Raw genomic sequence first — 18,445 nt, 5'->3', positions numbered from 1 at the left:
AAACACAGCTAAAACGCCTCCCAAACACCACCCTTGCCCGCATTTTGCCCGCAAGCCGCAACCGCGCCCGCAATCGCCCCACGAGCAACCTCATCCGACGACGGCCAAAGATGCGTATACGTATCCAAGGTCACCGTCGCACTCGAATGACCCATCAACCTCTGCACCACATTCACAGGCACACCCGCAGCAATCAGCCGCGACGCATACAAATGCCGCAACGAGTGAAACGTCCACTCAACCCCCAAGTGACGAGCCGCATGCCGAACCAGCCCACCTAAAGACGAAGCACGGTAAGGTGTCCCACGTTTGGTCACAAACACCCAATCATCAGGACCCTTACCCTCGATGTATTTCCCCAACAGCTCCACCGCATCATCCGCTAGGGGCACCACACGCTCCGACGCTTTAGTCTTCAACGCCACACGCCGCCTACCATTGCGGTGAATCTGCGCAGTCACATGCAGCTCTTTTTCAGAGACATGGATATCCCCGACGATCAGCCCACACACCTCACTGATCCGAAGACCGCTTCCTACACCAAGGCGCATCATATCGGCTGCCATGGGGGAAGGCTGGGAAATGAATATGCCTGGTGTAGATTTCCCACCGCGCATTGAGTGCGCTGCGTACTGCGCGCCTCCTGCCTCCACTTGTTTGATAATTCGGTGCACATCATCGAGGGTGGGGATTTCGTTGGCTTTGACTGTCATAGTAGAGGTCGCGGGTGGCACCATGACGGGATTGCGGTAAAGCCAGCCTTCACGGATCGCAAAATTAAACGCGCTTGATAAACGCACCATGTGTTCTCTTGCGGTTGATCGGGCTAAGGGTTTGTTGTCCATCCATGGGCGGCCGTTGACGAGTTGTAGGTGCCATCTGTTGATGTCTGTGACTGTGGTGTGGATGGCTTGGGCTGCTCCGATTGAGTCTTGGAGCTCGCGTCTAGTTTGGGCGTAGGAGATGCGGGTGCCGTCTGAGAGATCGCGTGCTGTCCATGCCTCGTACATTTCGAGGATGGTGGTTTTTTCTTGTTGTGGGGCGATATGTGTGCCTTTGGTGACTTGGGTTTTTCGTTCGTCTTCCCATTGTTTGGCTTCGCGTCGTGTGGGGAAGGATTTGGTGTATTCTTTTTTGGTTTTGTCTCGGTAGCGTCCGATCCAGCGTGTTTTGCCGTTTTTGTCGGTTCGTTTTTGTGGCATGGGATATACTTCCCCTTAGGTCAGTGATTTTGATGATTGGTGGCCTTGCCTCTCTGCTCGATCGACGCCAATCAACCCGAGCAGTGAGGCCTTTTTATGCTGAGGTTTGTTGTGGTAGTTGTTGCTTGGTTTCGATGAGGGTGTCAATCATGGGTGTGTTGGGGGCTTGCTATGTGTGGTGGGGTGGTTTTTGACGGGGGAGCCTGGCCGGTTAGCGTGCCAGGTTTTGACTTCTTCGGCATCCCAGAGGGGTGAGGATTTTCCCCATGTGGTTACGGGGTTGGGTGTGCGGTTGTTGGCGTAGTAGTTTGCCCATGTGCGTGGGGTGATGTTGGTGTGGTGTGCGCATGCTGTGCTGTTCCAGAGTTCTCGGCCTGTGTCGGCGTCGATGATGATGGGGTTCATGATTACGCCTTGTCTGTGCGGATGTGGCGGGCGATGGCTGAGCAGGTGACGATAGCGCCGATAATGAGAGTCCAGGTCCAGCCTGTTGCAAGGTAGGCGAGTGCTGTGACGAGGATGTATATTGCGGCGTTATTGAGTGGGGTGTTCATTGTTTTCTCCGGTTTGTTAGTGTTAGGGGATAGCCCCCGGTTCCGGATAGTTGGGATATCTGGAACCGGTTGGGCTATTTCTTTTTGCGTTTCTCCTTCTTGATGATGATGTACCATTTTCGCGCTTCTGTGCTGAGTGCTATGGCGCTAGCTGTGATGGTTGCTATCAGTGCGATGGTGTTTTCCATGTTGTCACCTCCTTTCTGTTTATACAACCATTATAACGCACATATACGTTATGTTTCAAGTGGGCAAACCCTTAAACTCTTCCTTTTTCATACAAGCCCCGCCACACACCAAGAAGCTCCACCGTCACACCCAACTCCGCAGCAATCAGCTGCACCCGGGCATCAAAAATACGCTCCGCAAGCTCATACTCCACAGGCGACACCAACAACCTCGCCGCAAACCGGTCAGCCTGCAACTCCTGCCTACCGCTAGCTGGAGCCGGATGCCTCAACCACATATGCGCAAGCTCATGCGCCAAGGTGCAACGAGTAGTGACATCATCCATGCCGTGACGCACGCTGATCCTGTTACAGTGCGGCATCCACGCCCCTTTGGGCCCACCTTTATGCCACACGATGGTGACGCCAGCCGCTTCGGCTAGGTGGATGAGGTCGTTAGGCGATGGGGTTTTCACCTCGGCTTAATTCCTTCACTTCCTGCTCCAACTGCTTCATATCAAGCTCATTAACCCCTTGGTCAATAACGCCCTGATACTTATCCCACTCGCTTTTAGCCTTGTTCACAGCCTGCTTGTGCGACCGGTCCCCAAAACCTTGAAGTACATCTCGGTCATTAAAAACAAGCCAGGCATCAGTCTTTGCCATCCAATCCTTAAGAAGTAGGGTTTTCCTGCGTTCAGCCTGATCTTCTGCATAGTCAAGGAACATCGTCGTAAGGCGATTCATACGCCGCAGCTCGTCGTCGGTGAGGAAATTCTTAGCCACCATCATGTCTGACTTATGTGGGACTTCACCTGCCCATGTGGTCAGACCTGCATTGGCTTTTCTATGGTCGGCACGCTTGAAAATGATTTGTGCGGCAGTGTGGTGATGGGTCGCGTAGTGGAGCCGGTTCTGGATTCCAGCGAAGAAATTCCGGACTTCGGTGTAGGACTTTTTCTCTTCGTAGTCGTCGCTGGTTTTCGCGATAACATCGCAAATCTTGCGGAAGAATTGCCGTTCAGAGGCTCTGATTTCTCGAATCCGCTCGAGTAGTTCATCAAAGTGGGTATCCGTACCGTCATTTTTCAGGCGTTTGTCATCCATTGCGAAACCTTTGATGAGGTATTCGGTGAGTACTTCTGTTGCCCATTTGCGGAACTGGCTACCGCGGGGGCCGCGCACTCGGTACCCGACGGCGAGGATGGCTTCGAGATTGTAGTGTTCAATTCTGCGTCGAACGGTTCGCCCCTGTTCAAGGGCAACATTTTCCATTTTGGAAATAGTTGCTTCGCGGGATAGTTCGCCGTCGGTGTAGATCGTTTTGAGATGTTTGCTGATAGCGGAGACGCCGACGTCGAAGAGTTCGGCCATTTGTTTTTGTGTGAGCCAGGCGGTGCCTTGTTTGAGTTGCAGGCGGACGTGTGCGGCTCCGTCTTCTGTTGTGTAGATCGCGATTTGGCTTGGGTTAGTCAATTGGGTCTTCACCTCGTTTCAATCGTTCTTCATTTTCGTCCGGGCTGGAGTCTGCGGCATGGGGGATGTCGTAGTCGAATTCTTGTACTGTGCCGTCATCGTAGTCAGCGGGCGGGACGGCATGGAGGCCATTGGCTAGACTTCTCCTTAGGTCAGGGTGCGCGGCCTTGCATGTGGTGCGCTTTGGTCAGCGTCTCCCTCTCGTGCCCTTTCGCCAAGTTGAGCACGAGAGGGAGCTGTTTACTCTTTTATCGCAGAGAACGCGCACGCGCACGAAGTTCGTCCGCGTAGTCATAAATAGCTGCGATGTCTTCTAGATCATGATGCTTCTCAACCTTGTTCTCGTCGAAGATCCCGATGCGAGGGATCTTCCTGTCAAAGTACAGTCGCGCGATTGGTTTGCGGTTATTGTCTTGGTAGAGGACTGCACAGTAAGACTTTGCGTCTCGCATAACGATGTCTTTTGCTGGTACTTCGGAGCAGCAAATAGCGCGAATAATGCTGTAGCCTTCGATCTCCTCCTCTGTTGTCACGATGTCCCCTTGCGGTTCATCGCCATCGTCTAGTGCTGCCTGTGGAGCAGAAGCGGTATTTGGTCGCTCGACGTCGGTCGGCATTGCCCCAGCAGGGTCTTCTAGATCCTGCGCTGAACGGAGTCGTCGGTTAGCCTCATCACGGAGGAATTGGCTCGATGCAGTGGCTACGATGCTTGTAAATGTTTCGAGGTTCTGCGCTGTCATGCGCTTTGTTGTCACCTTGCTAGCCAGCCATTTAACCCATTCGTCGATTGGTTCCTTGAACAGCGCGGCGATCAGTTTCTTAATCTCAGCAATATATTTCAGTTCTTCTGCATTCGCCGCGATGGTATCGGAGTCGAATTGCGCTTTTGTGCACATTTCGAGGTATGGGAACACGCGAGGGTCGATGTTGCCAAGATCAATTGTCATGAACGGCTTTTCGTCCATGCGGTTCATCGCATCGAGTTGCGCGTAGAACTGGTAGACCTCGCCATTGGTGAGGATCGCGAACTCGGTGTCGGTGACGTTGAAGTACCTGACAAGCTGGTTTGCATGGTCGAGGTTTAGCGGTTCGCCTACTTTCTTGCACTCGATGAGGAACCGGAAGTCTTCGCCTGATTTGATGGCAAAGTCGACCTTTTCGCCCTTCTTGACCCCGATGTCTGCTGTGTATTCCGGGATTACCTCGCGCGGGTCTGTGACGTCGTATCCAAGGACGTTGCTGATGAATGGGATGATGAATGCGGTCTTTGTTGCTTCTTCGGTTTCGATGATGGGTTTGAGTTCTCGCACTCGACGCGCTAGGTCTTCAATTGCTTGGTTGATACTCATGGGACGGCGATCCTTTCGTACATGTTTTGCCACACTTCGACGAGGTGTGGTGTTACGCCTAGCTCGTATGCTATTCCGCTGGCGTGGGCTTCGTGGAGGTTTTCGGCAAGTCGATACTCGGTGGGGGTGATGAGGATTTGGGCGGCGAATTGGTCGGCTCGACGTTCGAGGCGTGGGTCGCCGTGGATGTCATCACCGTGCCACGCGTGCCCGAGCTCGTGGGCTAGGACTGAGTTGTAATTCCATCGGTCTAGCCCGTGGCGGATGAGGATGAGCCGGCTGTGGTGTATGTACATGCCGTCTGTCCCTTTTGGTAGGTCTTTGGTCTCAAGGATACGCACGCCTAGATGTTGGGATAGCTCGTCTAGGTTCATGCTGTTTTCTCCTTATGGGGTTTCTGGTTCTGTAAGTTCGGTCGTGGCTGGGTGCGCGGCTCCGCGGAGTTGGTGCGCTTCGCGGATCGCTGCGGCTGCTTCATCATCGCTGATGGCTCTGACACTCGGGGGAGGCGTGGGGGTGTTGCGTCTGAGTTCCGCCAGATCATCAACTGGTGTGTCCTCAATGAGGCGAAGTCTGCGAAGTAGCTCGTCCGTCAATTCCTCATCGGTCGCCCGTGATAGCGCGGTTCGCACCCCTGGTTCTTTTATCCATCTGGATGACATAAATCCTAGATCGACAAGGGCGATCACTGGGGATTCGCCGTACGCCTCGGAGATTCTGATTATGAGCTCGGGCTTAAAGGTCTCTTTTCTCATCTGATGCGAGAGTGTAGCGAGCGGAATATCTGACCTCTCGGATATTTGCCTGAGAGAGTCGCCGGCAGTCGTCCGGTCTAGCCATTCGAGATGTTTCATAGGGTAAATACTACATAAAAAACTCCGCTATGTCTAATTTTTGTACACATATCTAGCAGGCATTTTGTAAAAAATAGTCAAAAAACTTGCAAAAGTTAGACACATGAGCAATAATTAGCCATGTGAGCGAGAAATAGACACCAGTTAGGAGGTACCCACCTTGAAAGCTCGGCTAGACCCAACCGTCCTAGATCAAGCAAGGGAGCAGCTCGGATTGAGTAGTGACGAAAAATTAGGCGCAAAAATTGGGCGCACAGGGCACACAATCCGATGCTGGAGAAAAGGTAGTAGCGCTCCAAAAGTATCGGATCTAGTGAAACTCCAATTCCTAACAGGGCGCCCCTACGGAACCATGCTGCTGATTGACGCAATCGCGGCATAAAAAATGCCCCCTGCAAAAGCAGGGGGCGCGGAGATTAATCCGAAATCCACAAAGGAGATTATAACACAATGTCAGACCTAATCCCATTGGCCAATAAGGACGGCATTCAGGCTGTCATGGGACGCGACCTACACCAGTTCCTTGAGGTCAGGCGCGACTACACCAACTGGATGAAGCAAATGATTGGCTATGGCTTCACGGAAGGGCTCGACTTTGAGCTAATTAAAGAAAAAGTTGCAGGTCACGCCGGCTCGCCAAATTTGGCGAATACCCGACATAATCACATCATCAGCTTGGATATGGCGAAAGAAATCTCCATGATCCAACGCACCGATAAAGGCAAGCAGGCCCGCCAATACTTCATCGAATGCGAGAAAAAAGCCCGCGCCCCGAAGATCAACGGCGCGGAACTAACCCGCCTCGAACTGATCCAAATCGCGATGAACGCCGAAACCGAACGTCTCGCCCTGGAAGCCAAGAACGAAAAGCTCGAAGAATTCCAACGCAACATCCACGCAGGAAACGGCATCACACTCACCGATTTCTCCAAAAAATACTTCGGAGACGTCCCCGCCAGAAAATTCTTCGAACACCTCTACACAAACAAATACATCATCGACCAGCGAGGAAGCCACCCAACAAAATACGGTAGCCGCCGACGCGGCCCTGACCACGGTAAACCAACGGCCAAAGGCCGCCAATGGCTCTACTCGCACGACCACGGCGAATACGGAGGCAAACGCAGGCTACGCACCCGAGTCCGCCCCGAACGCGAAATCGACCTCCGTGACCAGCTAATGAAAGACGGCCTACCGATCAACGCCAACGCCCTCACATCAAGCGGACATTTCACACAGCACACCCTCGACGGCCGATTCCAAATAGACGACGCAGCATAAAGGAGACCCCAATCAGGTCGCCGCATAAGAAAAGCCCCTAGCTGGGACAAGAAAGGGATAGATATGAAAATCGCCAAATTGAACATCAACCCAACGAGCACCGGCATCAACCTGGACGTTGATGGGGCTCCGGAGGGGATACATATCGAATACGAAATTCTGCCAGATACCACTAAAGCCCTCATGGAATGTGCCTTGGGCAACCAAGCGGCCACCCAAGACGACTAGCAACTACCTCGACAAGGACACACAATGACTAACGGAATCCATGATCCATTCCAGGCCTCCATCAGAGGCTTAAAGATCTTAGCCGAGCGCGGACACGTAACAGTCCACCTCGACGGCAATACTCAACTCGATAATGACGATGTCCAGGCCGTCATAAAAGCCCTGGACACCGCCAACACCATAGCAGGCCTAGGGACTTAGCTCATGAACACGGCTCTTGGTTTCCCAACGTCCCCACGGAACTCGTCACCCTCAACCACAAAGGTTACGTACTCCGACAGATTTACTGCGATGGGTCCTCGAACCGAATCCACGGTGCATAGCCCTGGAAACTGCCCGGAATGGATTTGCTGAATCACGCCAATATTCCGATCGGTCTCGGAAAGGACATATTCCTTACCGGCAATAACCAACTTGTACTTCATCATTCTTCACCTCACTTTCCGGGGATGTGTCCCCTGAATAAGTGAAGCACACAAAGCCCCTCGGCAAGAGCTAAAGCGGCATAAAAAAGCCCCGCTGCAGCGGGGCTAAACAAAACAATCCATCAAGGAGCATACACGATGAACCCACAAAAACGAATCAGTGAAATCCTCAACCGCCTCGACGAACTAGAAATCCTCATCGCAAACACCTTCACATTCGACCGCGAACAGGCCAAAGCATTCCTATTAGAAGCAAACAACCTCGGCCTAGAACTCGACGACCTCTACGAACAAGAGGCACAAGCATGAACACGCCACCCCTGACCCCAGAATGGCTCACCATTGAACAGGCCTCGCAGTACACGCAGGTAGGGGAGCGCACGATCCGCGCCCTCGTCGATGAAAAGAAGCTCGAAGCCACGTTCTTCTCACCTAGGAATCTCCGTGTGAAGCGCTCGTCGATTGATGAGTACGCCAAGAAAAACACCGTCAAATAACAAGAAAGCACCACCGCAAATGTTTATCCCAGCAGCAACCATGGCCGCAATCTTCACTCTCCTCGTCGCCCTCTCCGCAGTCACCATCTGGCTCGTCACCATCGCAGGCCGACTCTCCGAACAAGTAATGACACTTTTCGCCTGCAACAACGTCATGGACGATGACCTCGCAGCCGTCGAATCCGACATCCAAGACATCTACGACGAAATGGGAATAAAACGCCCAACAGAAGAACTCCGCATCCTCTGCGACCCAGACGACGACGATGATCTTGAAGTACCTGACTTCCTACAGGAAGCCGCCTAAAAACTTGTAAAACGCCCTACCGGCAGGCGCCGTGGTTCGAGCCCACGGGAGGGCACTAGCTCCACCCCGTACTTGCACGTGGGGAAGCGCGTAAGCGTGAGGTGGAGTGCGATATTTGAAAACTCAACAGTGAAACGCGCCGGTGATACTTACACCCAAATAGCTGTCTTAAGCACCACGCAAAGCGGTAGCTGCGGTGGGTGGCGTAGGAACCAGCAATGGGGTAGCGCCCAATGCTGAGGTAACGGCCGGCGCATATACAAATCCTGTTCCACCCGCCCTGTAGGCGGTTTACGAGGTTCACGACCTCGGTGGAATACTCGGGGTGTGAAAACTGGTTTTTAACCGCCATTTTAACCAGCCAAAGGCCTGCCATGACCGGCCACCTCCCAGTGCCAGAGCTACGCCTGCACCCCACCCCGCTAACTACCTTGGAAAGGACACTGATATGGCACTAGTCCCAGAAAATGCCTCAATGGTCGAATATATGGTCACTAACGCAACGCTCCACAACATCAGGCAGGAAATTCTCAACGGTCGGCCAAGTGGCCTAGTGATTGATCAGGCCATTAACGAAGTCATAGAAAAGGGGATCGACGCGGGTGTGTCTAAGAAGTAATGGCGTTGATAACCCCGCCTGTAACTAGTGCTGCGCTCGGCAGGCTGCCGATGATGTAGGGGAACACGAAGTCATCAAGCACCTTTCCCACGTATCTTTTCGTTGACTTTGGATCGTAATGAGTGCCAGGTTGCCTAGCAGGTTATTGAGGCATTGTTCGAATTCGAAATCTCCGCGTACAGCATATTGGTCTATGACCGTTCGTATGTTTTGTATGAGCGCTCGGGTTGACGCTTTAACACTCGTGGCTAGTGAACTGTCATCGAGTAGTTCTTTTTCAATACGGTCGAGGTATTTTTTGAGGTCATCGAATTTTTCTTGATCGACTCGTTGGACGTAGTCGTCTGCGTAATCGATGAGTGTTTCGAGGACGTCTAAGGAGTGATTACTGATTCCGCCGTATTCAGAGCTTCCCCAGTGGTTGGGGTAGACAAAAACTGTCTTTACCCATTCTGGGTACATTCTGCGAAAGCTTCCTGTTCGTCTGCTCTCGTTTTCCATTGCTTTAAGGATTGAGTTGATTTCGGCGAGGTATTTAACTGCCAGCCTGTGGTTTGTTAATGAAGCATCGTCGTCGCGTTGGTGATACGGAGTTGAAGAAGGATTATCCCATTGTGAAAACAGGTTATAGAGGAGTTCTGCTGGGTTTGCCATAAACACCAATTTTACTACCTATTAAAAGCATTTAAGCCCCGTCGTCTGCTGATACCAGGCGGCGGGGGCATTTGATCTTTCGAAAGGAGATCACCATGAAGTCTAACCTACATCCCGCCATGGTGGGAGAACTGGCTAAGCCGCTGACCTACACCGAAGCAGAAACCGCGGCCCTGTGTGGTATTAAAAAATCCACGTTTCAGCAGCGTGCCCGAGAAGGGAGACTCCCGCCGGATATCCAGGCGGCGATGCTGAATTTTGAGAACCCGCGAGTGTATATCAGAAGCAAAATTGATGCGCTTCTCGGGGGTCCTCATACCCAAAAATAAAGTCACAGTGACAAAACAAGACCATGTAAATAAACAAAGGAGAATCCACCCATGAAATACCGCCCTAAGCACCGCCGCCGCTGGTGGCACAAACTCTTCTTCACCCGCCGCGTCAGCCCATACGAACTACTCAACGAAGCCAGCGGAGTGAACCGAGGTGCGCGATGACAAACCCCCTAGAGCAGCAGGAAATTGCCATGCGCGTAATCCGCCGCACTATCAATGACCTACAAAAAATCCGCAGCACAACACCACTCAGCGGCACCACCCACAAGCACCTAAAACAGTCGATCATGTGCCTACACCAGGCAGTCGAGGCGCATGCGCGCAATATGCCCCGCCCTGTGAAAGACCGTGCCGTCACCCCATCGCCGGACGCGAAGCTCCCACCCCGTGGCACTGATGCAAGCGAAATCATCCTTACAGCCTCATCCGAGGATTATGGGCGCAGGATCACCCCCAACCGAGCTTGCCGCCGCAATCACAACCCTGAAATCCGAGACCGACAAACCCCTGTGGGTTGTCACCCGCGAGGGCAAAGCCCGCGAAATCACCGGCGAAGTCTACGGGCACACAGTCCGCGCCACCAGTGGCGGACTCATCGCATTCCACCGAATCGAGGGAGTAGGAGTGCACCGTGACCACTGAAACCGCCTTCCTACAGGCAACACAGCTGCGCTTCCTCGAATGGATGCTCCACCGCATCGCCGAAGACCCCGCACTATCCAACCTAGCCGGTGTAGTGGACGCACTAAGAGACCAGGCGGACACGATACGGCGAGAAGCCAACAGCCTATACAAAGGAGACCACCAATGACATACCGCCCACTAATTCATGCACCGATCACAAAAAACCGGATCAAGGAGGCTGTGGAATCCCGAAAAGTCACCCACCTAGCAGACACCGACGGCCGCCTGTACCCACTCATGGGTTGGGTAAATGAGAAAACAGTTTCGGTGCAACGCGGCGCTGCGATTAAACACATCCGATTCGAAGACGTTGCGTCCCTTGGGTGGGTGTGATGACTTCGTGGAAAAGACGCCTCGCCGTCATCGCACTACTAGCGGATAACCATATTTCGCTGAGCCCCGTCCTCGTCGACGCAGTAGCGGGGCTGCTCAAATCCCTCGAAAAGACACCGTCACACCAACCCGATCTGATCAAAAATCGCACCATCCACAGCCTAGAAAGGGCACAAAAATGAGCCATCCCGACCACCTCAACGCCGCTCGACTCGCCTTCAAAAAAGTCCGCGAAGGGCTCATCGAGGCCGCCCACGCAGCCGGCATGCTCGAAGCCGACCTCGTGAATCTGATCAGCGACCAGCAATCTACCGCGCCGGAAGAGAAAACACCAGAACCAGCGCCAGAAGCTAGCCAAGTAGCCGTAAAAACTTACACCCACGACGACGCCAAATCCGAAGTAACCAAAATCGCCCGAAGCCTCACCACCATCGAGGAACAGCAGCGATTCTCCCAAACAGTGCAAAGCATCCTGCAGGAATTCGGGGCAGAAAAACTATCCCAACTCCCAGCAGAAAAAATCGCAGACTTCATCAACGCAGTGAAAGAACGCGCCTAATGGAAAACATCAACTACGACCCAAAAATCTATGCAAAAGACATAGACTTCGAACAGCCAGAAGAACTCAAGGCCCTCAAAGCCACCATCGCCGAATACGACATCACCCATGTCAAAGACCGGCAAGGGAGAGTTTGGGAAATAACTGGTGACCTAAACAAAAAGAGCGTCCCTCTAGCCGAAGCAGACGATGCCCCCTCCCGGATCAACTTCAGCTCCGTCCACTCATTCGGAGTCCGCTGGGACGGAACCCCCACCGAATACGCAAACGCTGTAGAAGCGGGTGACACGGAAGCAGCAGCCAAAGCTGCTGAAAAAGCCAGACAAGAGCAGAATAGCATTCTTGCCTCCGTGCACAGTGCACGCCGGGTAGAAGCAAAACCCGAGGAGGAGGAATCCCCTCAGGACGCTCCGGAGGAGCGCGCACACGCGGTGTTGTCCGCGTCAGGGGCTCACCGATGGCTCAATTGCCCGCCGAGCGCCACCCTAGAGGCGAACCTCGCGGAGTCAACCTCCACGGCAGCCGAAGAGGGAACCGCCGCGCATGCCCTCGGTGAGCACAAAATCCGAAAGGGCCTCAACCAGCGCTCACAGCGCCCCGTGTCTAAGTACAACGACGATGACATGGAGGACTACACCGACGCCTACGCGGACTATGTGCTGACTAGGTGGAGGCAAGCCCAAGAAGAAGACCCCTCGTCCCTGATCTTCCTAGAGCAACGTCTGGACTTCTCCGACACCGTCCCAGACGGTTTCGGCACGGGAGACTGCCTTATCGCCCACGGTGACACTCTTACCGTGATCGATTTCAAATACGGCGCCGGTGTTCTCGTCGATAGCTGGGACAACCCGCAGATGAAACTCTACGCGCTCGGGGCGCTGAAGGCCTTCGACTTCATTTTCGACTTCACCATCATCGAAATGGTCATTTACCAGCCGCGACGAGACAATACCAGCATGTTCTCCATGTCAGTCCCTGACCTTCTCGACTGGGCGGAAAACACCGTAGCACCCATTGCGAAGTTCGCCGCGGCCGGTGAGGGAGAGTTCAAAGCCGGCGAGTGGTGCCAGTTCTGCAAGATAAAAGCAACCTGCCGACGACGCGCCGAAGAGAACCTCGCCATCGCCAAATTCGAGTTCGCGGATGCCACCGAACTATCCGATGAAGACATCGTGGAGATTCTACGGTTGGCTCCGAAGGTGAAATCGTGGCTCGCGGATGTGGAGCGTTTTACCACTGATCAGGCGGTAGCGAAGGGGCGTGTATGGCCGGGTTTCAAGCTTGTCGCTGGCCGGTCGGTGCGTAAATTCACGGATCCCGACGCAGTCGCGAAGGCCGCTGTGACCGCCGGATACACAGATATCTATGACAAGAAGCTCATCAGCTTGACCAAGATGGAGAAACTGATGGGCAAAGACACCTTTGGTGAGGTTCTTGGAGATCTCACTCATAAAGCGGAAGGCAAGCCGACGCTGGTGCCGGTTGAGGATCACCGCCCTGAAATCGCTTCCCATAGCGCCGCCGATGATTTTGCGGACGTCGCCTAGCAAACGCCCGAGAAAGAATCCCTGACTTTATGCCCTGGTTCACGGTGGGGAAGCCTCCCTAATAGGTGCACTGGAAACCCCAAAAATAATTATTCATCACTGTATTTCCTAGAAAGGAAACCCTTTTATCATGTCCAACGCTAAATTGATGTCTGCCCGTCGCGTCCGCACCGGCGAGGTCCGCTTCTCCTACGTCCACGTTGACACCCCGCGAGTCAACAAAGATTCGGGGAAGGAATCCTACAGCATGTCCATCCTCATCCCGAAAACTGACACCGAGACCCTGAGTCTGATCGAGCAGGCGGTAGAGAATGCTCTCCAAGAGGGCATCGGAAAGTTCGGCGGGAAGATCCCTCCACGTGGCGCCTTGAAACTCCCGCTGCGGGATGGTGATACCGAGCGTGAAGACCCTGTATACGAGGGCCATTACTTCATCAACGCCAACGCCAACGTCGACCGACAGCCACAACTGCTCAAGCTTTCCGGAGGCAAGGCAGTACCAGCCCAGGAAGGCGATGTGTACTCCGGTGCCTACGGCCTCGTCACCATCGAGTTATTCGCTTACTCAACCAACGGAAACAAGGGGGTCGGTGCCGGCCTCGGCAACATCCTCAAGCTCCGTGACGGCGAAGCCCTATCGGGTGGCGCGACCGCCGAGGATGACTTCGGCGATATCGCTCCCACCGCAGCTTCCGAATTTGGTGCTGGCAGCACCGGAGGGTTCGGATCTTCATCCTTCCTTGACTAGCTAGCAGCGATAGGTTTCGGCGCCCCACCTATTTACCAAGAGGGCGCCACTCCCTCACAAACAACCCCAACCTAGGACCCAACGAAAATTATGAAAACGCTCTCCATCGACATCGAAACCTTCAGCTCCGCCAACATCGCTAAAGGAGGCGCCTACAAATACGCGGCAGCAGACGACTTCGAAGTCCTCCTCTTTGCCTACGCCATCGACGACAACCCCGTCACTGTGGTATCCACCGCCACCGGCGAAACCGTCCCAGACGACATCATCGCAGCACTAACAGACCCGAAAATCACCAAATATGCTTTCAACGCCCAATTTGAGCGCGTCTGCCTATCCCGATGGCTGCGGCAGCAAAACCGCCTCCCCGAAGGGGAATTTATCGACCCAGGAGGATGGAGATGCACCATGGTGTGGTGTGCTTCCATCGGGTTACCCATGTCCCTCGATCAAGCGGCAAAAGTCCTCAGCCTGAAAGCCCAAAAAATCTCCGAGGGTAAAAACCTCATCCAACACTTCTGCGTCCCGACGAGTCCAAGAGAAGCCACCGCCCCTGCCCTGTTCGACACCACAGGCATGACCCACCGAAACCGACCCCAGTCAGCACCAGAACGCTGGGCAGACTTCATCGAATACAACCGCCGCGACGTGGAAACCGAACAAGAAATGCGCACGAAGCTCGAACGGTTCCCCCTCCCAGACTGGGTATGGGACCAATACGCCACAGATCAACGCATCAACGACAACGGCATCCGCATCGACCTTGACCTAGCCGCTCACGCAATCACCGTCGATGACGTGTACCGCGAGCACTGCTTCGACGAGGCACGAGAACTCACCGGTCTCGAAAACCCAGGGTCGCCAACACAACTCCAAAACTGGTTGCACGCGAATGGATGCCCCATCGAATCGATGGCAAAAGAGCACGTCTCAACCGCCTTAGAAACCGCCACCGGAGCCACCCGGCGCGTCCTCGAGCTACGACAAGACATGTCGAGAAGCTCCGTGAAAAAGTACCAAGCGATGCAACAGTGCGCTATCCCCGAAAGCAGCAGAGCCCATGGGCTTCTCCAGTTCTATGGCGCGGGGCGGACCGGACGGTGGGCGGGAAGGCTAGTGCAGGTTCAAAACCTTCCCAGAAACTATATCCAAGATCTGCCTGGGGCACGTGATCTCATACGCGGCGAGCACCACAACCTACTCGAGCTTTTATTCGACTCGGTTCCAGATACCCTCAGCCAGCTGATCCGTACCGCGTTCATCCCCGACGAGGGGAAAAAGTTCATCGTCGCCGATTACTCCGCCATCGAAGCCCGCGTCCTGGCATGGCTAGCCGGACAAAACAACACCATCCAAGCGTTCATCGACGGAAAAGACCTCTACTGCGCGACAGCATCCCAAATGTTCGGAGTACCCGTGGAAAAACACGGGGAAAACGCAGAACTTCGACAAAAAGGAAAAGTCGCTGTCCTCGCCTGCGGATACCAAGGCGGAGTTAACGCCATCGAAGCGATGGGCGGAAAACGCATGGGGCTTAGCGAAGACGAAATGCGCATCATCGTCAACAAATGGCGAGACGCAAACCAGAACATCGTCGACTACTGGTACGCCATCGACGACGCGGCAAAATACACGATCACCACAGGTGAAACAACAAAAGTTCGCAATATCACCATGCGCATCGAAGCAGGCATGCTACTCGTAACCCTCCCCTCAGGAAGATCACTGGTCTACCCGAAAGCAGGGATCGGAACCAACAGGTTCGGCAACGAGACAATCACGTTCTACGGGGTGGGCATGAACCGGAAATTCACCCAACTGGAAACCTACGGCGGGAAACTCGTCGAGAACATCACTCAAGCCGTAGCCCGTGACCTCCTCGCGCACTCCCTAACAATCTTGGAAAAAGCAGGACACACCATCGTCATGCATATCCACGACGAAGCCGTCATCGAAGCCGACATAGACACACCAGTTGACACAGTGTGCCGGCTGATGGAACAAGCACCCGAATGGGCCGACGGAATACCGCTGACAGCGGACGGCTACGAATGCCCCTTCTACCAAAAAGACTAACGAAAGGAGGACACCGCCATGAACAGAGAACTGAAAATCTCCACAGCAGGATCACGACTCGCCATGCTCTGGGACAACCAGCTCACAGACTGGCCAACACTCCAGCAACGCCTAGCTAACAGCCGACCAGGAACCAAAACAGCAGCCGAATACCAGGCGCTGCCGAAAACAAAACGCGACGACGAAAAAGACTTCGGAGGGTTCGTCGGAGGCCACCTAGCCAACGGCAGACGCCGCAAAAACAACATCCTCACACGCAGCCTGATCGCCCTCGACGCGGACACACCAACACATCAAACACTCACCGACCTACCGACCACACTGCCCTACGAGTGGGTCTGCTACTCCACCCACTCACACACAGCAGACCGGCCGCGCTTCCGCATCATCGCACCGCTGACACGCGACGTCACAGCAGACGAATACGCAGCTGTGTGCAGAAGACTCGCAGCAGACATCGGAATCGACGCGTTCGACGACACAACCTATGAAGCACACCGGCTCATGTACTGGCCAACACACCCAGTCGATGTCGAGCCGCTGCACAAAACCAACACAGGGCCGTGGATCAACCCAGACGAGGTTCTCGCACGTTACGACGACTGGCGCGACATGTCCACATGGCCAACTTCGTCACGCCAAACAGAGCACCTGAAAGCACGCGCTGACAAACAAGCCGACCCGCTTACAAAACCAGGTCTCGTCGGAGCGTTCTGCAGAACATACCCGATCAGCAAAGCAATCGAAGTTTTCCTCCACGACACCTACACACCAACAAACACCCAAGGACGCTACACATACGCACCCGGTGAATCCACATCCGGCGTCGTGATCTACGGTGCTGACAGTTTCTCATACTCGCACCACGGAACAGACCCCGCAGGTGGTCAACTCGTCAACGCCTTCGACCTCGTGAGACTCCACAAGTTCGGAACATGGGACGACGAAGCGAAACAAGGAACCCCAACCCACAAACTCCCCTCATACAAAGCAATGCTCGGCCTCGCACGCGAAGACCACGAGGTCAAAGCACTACTAGACAGGGAAGCCGATCAGAAAGCCGCCGAAGACTTCGGCGACCTACTAGGCCAAGGAAACAAGAATGATACCCAGGAACCTGAGACGCAGAAGCCGAAGGAAAGCTGGCGCACCACAGCAAACCTCACAAGAAAAAACTCCGGAGAATACGACGACACTCTTGAAAATCTCACCAAAATACTCACCCATGACCCGCTGCTGCAACCCATCAAATACAACCTGCTATCCGAGACAATCTGCGTAGACAACGACGCGAAGCTACCGTGGACGCAAACAAAAACAGGATGGTCAGACGCTGACGTAGCCCAGCTAAAGCTGTACCTCGAGAAAGCCTTCGGCCTGTACTCAGGGACAAAAACAGCTGAAGCGCTACAGATCGCAGCAGCATCACGCTGCTACCACCCGATCAGGAACTACCTCAACGATCTGCCAGCATGGGACGGCGAGCAACGGTTAGACACCCTGCTTATCGACTACCTCGGCGCAGAAAACACCGAATACATCAAGGCGGTTACACGAAAAACGTTCACCGCAGCAGTCGCTAGGGTGTTTCACCCAGGCACGAAATTCGACACTGTTCTGATCCTCAACGGGCCACAAGGCACAGGCAAGTCCACCTTGTTCGCGAAACTAGCAGGAGCATGGTTCTCCGACGCGCTGTCATTGACAGACATGCGCGACAAAACCGGCGCGGAAAAGCTTCAAGGCTACTGGATCCTCGAACTCGGAGAGCTCGCCGGAATGCGGAAGATGGACGTCGAAACCGTTAAAGGATTCCTATCAAGGACAGATGACAAATTCCGCGCCGCCTACGCCCGAACCGTGGAGTCACACCCACGGCAGTGCATCATCGTAGGATCCACAAACGCAGAAAACGGCTTCCTACGAGACAACACCGGAGGCCGCCGATTCTGGCCCGCGAAGATCACCGGCGTATCAGCAAAGAAATCATGGGAGCTAGACCAACAAACAGTGGACCAGATTTGGGCCGAGGCCCTGTTCAGGTTCAAGTCCGGTGAGCAACTGCATTTAACAGGTGCTGTTGCTGAGGAGGCCCGCCAAGAACAGGACGCCGCTATCGAGTCGGATGAGCGCGCCGGGCTGGTGGAGGAGTACTTGGACACTCCACTGCCGGATGGGTGGGCGTCGATGAGCGTGAGGGAGCGTCGCGCGTATCTGTCCGGAGCAGATGGTGACTTCGCTGAGTTTGCTTCTCATTCCGGCGGGGCGAAACGCAAATTTGTGTCGAATGCTGAGATTTGGGCTGAGTGCTTTGGTCGTGATCCAGCAGATATGAAACCGGCGGATTCATACGCAATTGCGTCGATTATGCAGAAGATGCCGATGTGGACAAAGACACGCATTGTCCGCAAAGTACCGCCATACGGGAAGCAGCGACTGTATGAGTTCGATGTCGGTGAGCAGCCTTCGTTTTAGCGGCAACAACTACTGGCAACAACCTCCGGAATAACGGGCGGCCACTAATTGCTAATGACGCAAGTCACAAAATCA

The 18,445-nt window shown here is 54.1% G+C and carries 27 protein-coding genes; 17 read left to right on the top strand and 10 right to left on the bottom strand.

The genetic code is table 11. From position 1 onward, the window contains the following. Positions 1 to 8: 8 nt before the first annotated feature. The 8 genes from CIP100161_RS06565 to CIP100161_RS06530 all read right to left on the bottom strand — a co-directional run bounded on the left by CIP100161_RS06565 (position 9) and on the right by CIP100161_RS06530 (position 5,503). Positions 9 to 1,202, bottom strand: coding sequence for a tyrosine-type recombinase/integrase (locus CIP100161_RS06565; protein WP_155872950.1), 1,194 nt, complete (start codon positions 1,200 to 1,202; stop codon positions 9 to 11). A 147-nt stretch (positions 1,203 to 1,349) separates the two neighbouring features. Further along, positions 1,350 to 1,607 (bottom strand): hypothetical protein, encoded by a 258-nt coding sequence (locus tag CIP100161_RS06560; RefSeq protein WP_155872948.1) that lies wholly within the window; start codon positions 1,605 to 1,607, stop codon positions 1,350 to 1,352. A gap of 2 nt (positions 1,608 to 1,609) precedes the next feature. Further along, positions 1,610 to 1,756, bottom strand: coding sequence for a hypothetical protein (locus tag CIP100161_RS06555; protein WP_155872946.1), 147 nt, complete (start codon positions 1,754 to 1,756; stop codon positions 1,610 to 1,612). Positions 1,757 to 2,015: 259 nt separating this feature from the next. Beyond that, the gene (locus tag CIP100161_RS06550; RefSeq protein WP_232053116.1) at positions 2,016 to 2,399 is read right to left on the bottom strand and encodes an ImmA/IrrE family metallo-endopeptidase; all 384 of its coding nucleotides are present in this window, start codon (positions 2,397 to 2,399) and stop codon (positions 2,016 to 2,018) included. Then, on the bottom strand, positions 2,380 to 3,399 hold the full coding sequence (gene rhuM, locus CIP100161_RS06545) for a RhuM family protein (protein WP_155872944.1): 1,020 nt from the start codon (positions 3,397 to 3,399) through the stop codon (positions 2,380 to 2,382). The genes CIP100161_RS06550 and rhuM overlap by 20 nt, the downstream gene beginning before the upstream one ends. Positions 3,400 to 3,647: 248 nt before the next feature. Further along, on the bottom strand, positions 3,648 to 4,748 hold the full coding sequence (locus tag CIP100161_RS06540; RefSeq protein ID WP_155872942.1) for a type I restriction endonuclease: 1,101 nt from the start codon (positions 4,746 to 4,748) through the stop codon (positions 3,648 to 3,650). After that, a complete protein-coding gene (locus tag CIP100161_RS06535; protein ID WP_155872940.1) occupies positions 4,745 to 5,122 on the bottom strand; it encodes an ImmA/IrrE family metallo-endopeptidase in 378 nt (125 codons plus the stop codon). The genes CIP100161_RS06540 and CIP100161_RS06535 overlap by 4 nt, the downstream gene beginning before the upstream one ends. Positions 5,123 to 5,134: 12 nt before the next feature. After that, positions 5,135 to 5,503: a hypothetical protein gene (locus tag CIP100161_RS06530; RefSeq protein ID WP_155872938.1), complete on the bottom strand. Its 369-nt coding sequence runs from the start codon at positions 5,501 to 5,503 to the stop codon at positions 5,135 to 5,137. Between the two features lie 549 nt (positions 5,504 to 6,052). Here CIP100161_RS06530 and CIP100161_RS06525 point away from each other — a divergent pair. The 3 genes from CIP100161_RS06525 to CIP100161_RS06515 all read left to right on the top strand — a co-directional run bounded on the left by CIP100161_RS06525 (position 6,053) and on the right by CIP100161_RS06515 (position 7,312). Further along, the gene (locus tag CIP100161_RS06525) at positions 6,053 to 6,883 is read left to right on the top strand and encodes an antA/AntB antirepressor family protein (RefSeq protein WP_155872936.1); all 831 of its coding nucleotides are present in this window, start codon (positions 6,053 to 6,055) and stop codon (positions 6,881 to 6,883) included. 63 nt (positions 6,884 to 6,946) lie between these two features. Further along, positions 6,947 to 7,111: a hypothetical protein gene (locus CIP100161_RS06520; RefSeq protein WP_155872934.1), complete on the top strand. Its 165-nt coding sequence runs from the start codon at positions 6,947 to 6,949 to the stop codon at positions 7,109 to 7,111. 24 nt (positions 7,112 to 7,135) lie between these two features. Continuing rightward, positions 7,136 to 7,312, top strand: a complete 177-nt coding sequence (locus CIP100161_RS06515; protein ID WP_155872932.1) for a hypothetical protein — start codon at positions 7,136 to 7,138, stop codon at positions 7,310 to 7,312. Here the strand turns inward: CIP100161_RS06515 and CIP100161_RS06510 are convergent. Then, entirely contained in the window at positions 7,309 to 7,539 is a 231-nt protein-coding gene (locus CIP100161_RS06510; RefSeq protein ID WP_155872930.1) for a hypothetical protein, read from the bottom strand. The genes CIP100161_RS06515 and CIP100161_RS06510 overlap by 4 nt on opposite strands. Before the next feature lie 135 nt (positions 7,540 to 7,674). Here CIP100161_RS06510 and CIP100161_RS06505 point away from each other — a divergent pair, with 135 nt between their 5' ends. The 4 genes from CIP100161_RS06505 (at position 7,675) to CIP100161_RS06490 (ending at position 8,959) form a co-directional block, all read left to right on the top strand. Continuing rightward, positions 7,675 to 7,845: a hypothetical protein gene (locus CIP100161_RS06505; protein WP_155872928.1), complete on the top strand. Its 171-nt coding sequence runs from the start codon at positions 7,675 to 7,677 to the stop codon at positions 7,843 to 7,845. Continuing rightward, positions 7,842 to 8,033: a helix-turn-helix domain-containing protein gene (locus CIP100161_RS06500; protein ID WP_016830383.1), complete on the top strand. Its 192-nt coding sequence runs from the start codon at positions 7,842 to 7,844 to the stop codon at positions 8,031 to 8,033. The genes CIP100161_RS06505 and CIP100161_RS06500 overlap by 4 nt, the downstream gene beginning before the upstream one ends. A gap of 19 nt (positions 8,034 to 8,052) precedes the next feature. Further along, positions 8,053 to 8,340 carry a hypothetical protein gene (locus CIP100161_RS06495; RefSeq protein WP_155872926.1) on the top strand — a complete coding sequence of 96 codons (288 nt, stop codon included), beginning with the start codon at positions 8,053 to 8,055 and terminating at the stop codon, positions 8,338 to 8,340. Positions 8,341 to 8,788: 448 nt separating this feature from the next. Further along, positions 8,789 to 8,959 carry a hypothetical protein gene (locus tag CIP100161_RS06490; RefSeq protein ID WP_155872924.1) on the top strand — a complete coding sequence of 57 codons (171 nt, stop codon included), beginning with the start codon at positions 8,789 to 8,791 and terminating at the stop codon, positions 8,957 to 8,959. A 24-nt stretch (positions 8,960 to 8,983) separates the two neighbouring features. Here the strand turns inward: CIP100161_RS06490 and CIP100161_RS06485 are convergent, their stop codons facing one another. Further along, positions 8,984 to 9,613 (bottom strand): hypothetical protein, encoded by a 630-nt coding sequence (locus CIP100161_RS06485; RefSeq protein ID WP_155872922.1) that lies wholly within the window; start codon positions 9,611 to 9,613, stop codon positions 8,984 to 8,986. A 95-nt stretch (positions 9,614 to 9,708) separates the two neighbouring features. Here CIP100161_RS06485 and CIP100161_RS06480 point away from each other — a divergent pair, with 95 nt between their 5' ends. The 10 genes from CIP100161_RS06480 (at position 9,709) to CIP100161_RS06435 (ending at position 18,370) form a co-directional block, all read left to right on the top strand. Next, positions 9,709 to 9,942: a hypothetical protein gene (locus CIP100161_RS06480; protein ID WP_155872920.1), complete on the top strand. Its 234-nt coding sequence runs from the start codon at positions 9,709 to 9,711 to the stop codon at positions 9,940 to 9,942. Positions 9,943 to 10,383: 441 nt separating this feature from the next. Further along, complete coding sequence (locus CIP100161_RS06475; protein WP_155872918.1) at positions 10,384 to 10,590, top strand: hypothetical protein; 207 nt, start codon at positions 10,384 to 10,386, stop codon at positions 10,588 to 10,590. Continuing rightward, positions 10,580 to 10,759: a hypothetical protein gene (locus CIP100161_RS06470; protein WP_110217555.1), complete on the top strand. Its 180-nt coding sequence runs from the start codon at positions 10,580 to 10,582 to the stop codon at positions 10,757 to 10,759. The genes CIP100161_RS06475 and CIP100161_RS06470 overlap by 11 nt, the downstream gene beginning before the upstream one ends. Next, a complete protein-coding gene (locus tag CIP100161_RS06465; RefSeq protein WP_155872915.1) occupies positions 10,756 to 10,965 on the top strand; it encodes a hypothetical protein in 210 nt (69 codons plus the stop codon). Before CIP100161_RS06470 ends, CIP100161_RS06465 begins: the two co-directional genes overlap by 4 nt. Further along, positions 10,965 to 11,147: a hypothetical protein gene (locus tag CIP100161_RS06460; protein WP_155872913.1), complete on the top strand. Its 183-nt coding sequence runs from the start codon at positions 10,965 to 10,967 to the stop codon at positions 11,145 to 11,147. The genes CIP100161_RS06465 and CIP100161_RS06460 overlap by 1 nt, the downstream gene beginning before the upstream one ends. Beyond that, entirely contained in the window at positions 11,144 to 11,524 is a 381-nt protein-coding gene (locus CIP100161_RS06455) for a hypothetical protein (protein ID WP_088246191.1), read from the top strand. Before CIP100161_RS06460 ends, CIP100161_RS06455 begins: the two co-directional genes overlap by 4 nt. After that, on the top strand, positions 11,524 to 13,071 hold the full coding sequence (locus tag CIP100161_RS06450; RefSeq protein ID WP_155872911.1) for a DUF2800 domain-containing protein: 1,548 nt from the start codon (positions 11,524 to 11,526) through the stop codon (positions 13,069 to 13,071). Before CIP100161_RS06455 ends, CIP100161_RS06450 begins: the two co-directional genes overlap by 1 nt. A 130-nt stretch (positions 13,072 to 13,201) precedes the next feature. Continuing rightward, positions 13,202 to 13,819, top strand: coding sequence for a DUF2815 family protein (locus CIP100161_RS06445; RefSeq protein ID WP_088246193.1), 618 nt, complete (start codon positions 13,202 to 13,204; stop codon positions 13,817 to 13,819). Between the two features lie 90 nt (positions 13,820 to 13,909). Further along, positions 13,910 to 15,895, top strand: a complete 1,986-nt coding sequence (locus CIP100161_RS06440; RefSeq protein WP_155872909.1) for a DNA polymerase — start codon at positions 13,910 to 13,912, stop codon at positions 15,893 to 15,895. A gap of 18 nt (positions 15,896 to 15,913) precedes the next feature. Further along, positions 15,914 to 18,370 carry a VapE domain-containing protein gene (locus CIP100161_RS06435; RefSeq protein ID WP_155872907.1) on the top strand — a complete coding sequence of 819 codons (2,457 nt, stop codon included), beginning with the start codon at positions 15,914 to 15,916 and terminating at the stop codon, positions 18,368 to 18,370. Positions 18,371 to 18,445: the final 75 nt, after the last annotated feature.

The organism is Corynebacterium rouxii (assembly GCF_902702935.1).
GTDB classification, from domain to species: Bacteria; Actinomycetota; Actinomycetes; order Mycobacteriales; family Mycobacteriaceae; genus Corynebacterium; species Corynebacterium rouxii.
This window is presented reverse-complemented; position numbering and strand designations above follow the sequence as displayed.

Excerpts from the sequence above, each read along its gene's own strand:
- CIP100161_RS06565 (WP_155872950.1), bottom strand. The coding sequence starts at position 1,202 with ATGCCACAAAAACGAACCGACAAAAACGGCAAAACACGCTGGATCGGA.
- CIP100161_RS06560 (WP_155872948.1), bottom strand. The coding sequence starts at position 1,607 with ATGAACCCCATCATCATCGACGCCGACACAGGCCGAGAACTCTGGAAC.
- CIP100161_RS06555 (WP_155872946.1), bottom strand. The coding sequence starts at position 1,756 with ATGAACACCCCACTCAATAACGCCGCAATATACATCCTCGTCACAGCA.
- CIP100161_RS06540 (WP_155872942.1), bottom strand. The coding sequence starts at position 4,748 with ATGAGTATCAACCAAGCAATTGAAGACCTAGCGCGTCGAGTGCGAGAA.
- CIP100161_RS06535 (WP_155872940.1), bottom strand. The coding sequence starts at position 5,122 with ATGAACCTAGACGAGCTATCCCAACATCTAGGCGTGCGTATCCTTGAG.
- CIP100161_RS06530 (WP_155872938.1), bottom strand. The coding sequence starts at position 5,503 with ATGAGAAAAGAGACCTTTAAGCCCGAGCTCATAATCAGAATCTCCGAG.
- CIP100161_RS06525 (WP_155872936.1), top strand. The coding sequence starts at position 6,053 with ATGTCAGACCTAATCCCATTGGCCAATAAGGACGGCATTCAGGCTGTC.
- CIP100161_RS06520 (WP_155872934.1), top strand. The coding sequence starts at position 6,947 with ATGAAAATCGCCAAATTGAACATCAACCCAACGAGCACCGGCATCAAC.
- CIP100161_RS06515 (WP_155872932.1), top strand. The coding sequence starts at position 7,136 with ATGACTAACGGAATCCATGATCCATTCCAGGCCTCCATCAGAGGCTTA.
- CIP100161_RS06510 (WP_155872930.1), bottom strand. The coding sequence starts at position 7,539 with ATGATGAAGTACAAGTTGGTTATTGCCGGTAAGGAATATGTCCTTTCC.
- CIP100161_RS06505 (WP_155872928.1), top strand. The coding sequence starts at position 7,675 with ATGAACCCACAAAAACGAATCAGTGAAATCCTCAACCGCCTCGACGAA.
- CIP100161_RS06500 (WP_016830383.1), top strand. The coding sequence starts at position 7,842 with ATGAACACGCCACCCCTGACCCCAGAATGGCTCACCATTGAACAGGCC.
- CIP100161_RS06495 (WP_155872926.1), top strand. The coding sequence starts at position 8,053 with ATGTTTATCCCAGCAGCAACCATGGCCGCAATCTTCACTCTCCTCGTC.
- CIP100161_RS06490 (WP_155872924.1), top strand. The coding sequence starts at position 8,789 with ATGGCACTAGTCCCAGAAAATGCCTCAATGGTCGAATATATGGTCACT.
- CIP100161_RS06485 (WP_155872922.1), bottom strand. The coding sequence starts at position 9,613 with ATGGCAAACCCAGCAGAACTCCTCTATAACCTGTTTTCACAATGGGAT.
- CIP100161_RS06480 (WP_155872920.1), top strand. The coding sequence starts at position 9,709 with ATGAAGTCTAACCTACATCCCGCCATGGTGGGAGAACTGGCTAAGCCG.
- CIP100161_RS06475 (WP_155872918.1), top strand. The coding sequence starts at position 10,384 with ATGGGCGCAGGATCACCCCCAACCGAGCTTGCCGCCGCAATCACAACC.
- CIP100161_RS06465 (WP_155872915.1), top strand. The coding sequence starts at position 10,756 with ATGACATACCGCCCACTAATTCATGCACCGATCACAAAAAACCGGATC.
- CIP100161_RS06460 (WP_155872913.1), top strand. The coding sequence starts at position 10,965 with ATGACTTCGTGGAAAAGACGCCTCGCCGTCATCGCACTACTAGCGGAT.
- CIP100161_RS06455 (WP_088246191.1), top strand. The coding sequence starts at position 11,144 with ATGAGCCATCCCGACCACCTCAACGCCGCTCGACTCGCCTTCAAAAAA.
- CIP100161_RS06450 (WP_155872911.1), top strand. The coding sequence starts at position 11,524 with ATGGAAAACATCAACTACGACCCAAAAATCTATGCAAAAGACATAGAC.
- CIP100161_RS06445 (WP_088246193.1), top strand. The coding sequence starts at position 13,202 with ATGTCCAACGCTAAATTGATGTCTGCCCGTCGCGTCCGCACCGGCGAG.
- CIP100161_RS06440 (WP_155872909.1), top strand. The coding sequence starts at position 13,910 with ATGAAAACGCTCTCCATCGACATCGAAACCTTCAGCTCCGCCAACATC.
- CIP100161_RS06435 (WP_155872907.1), top strand. The coding sequence starts at position 15,914 with ATGAACAGAGAACTGAAAATCTCCACAGCAGGATCACGACTCGCCATG.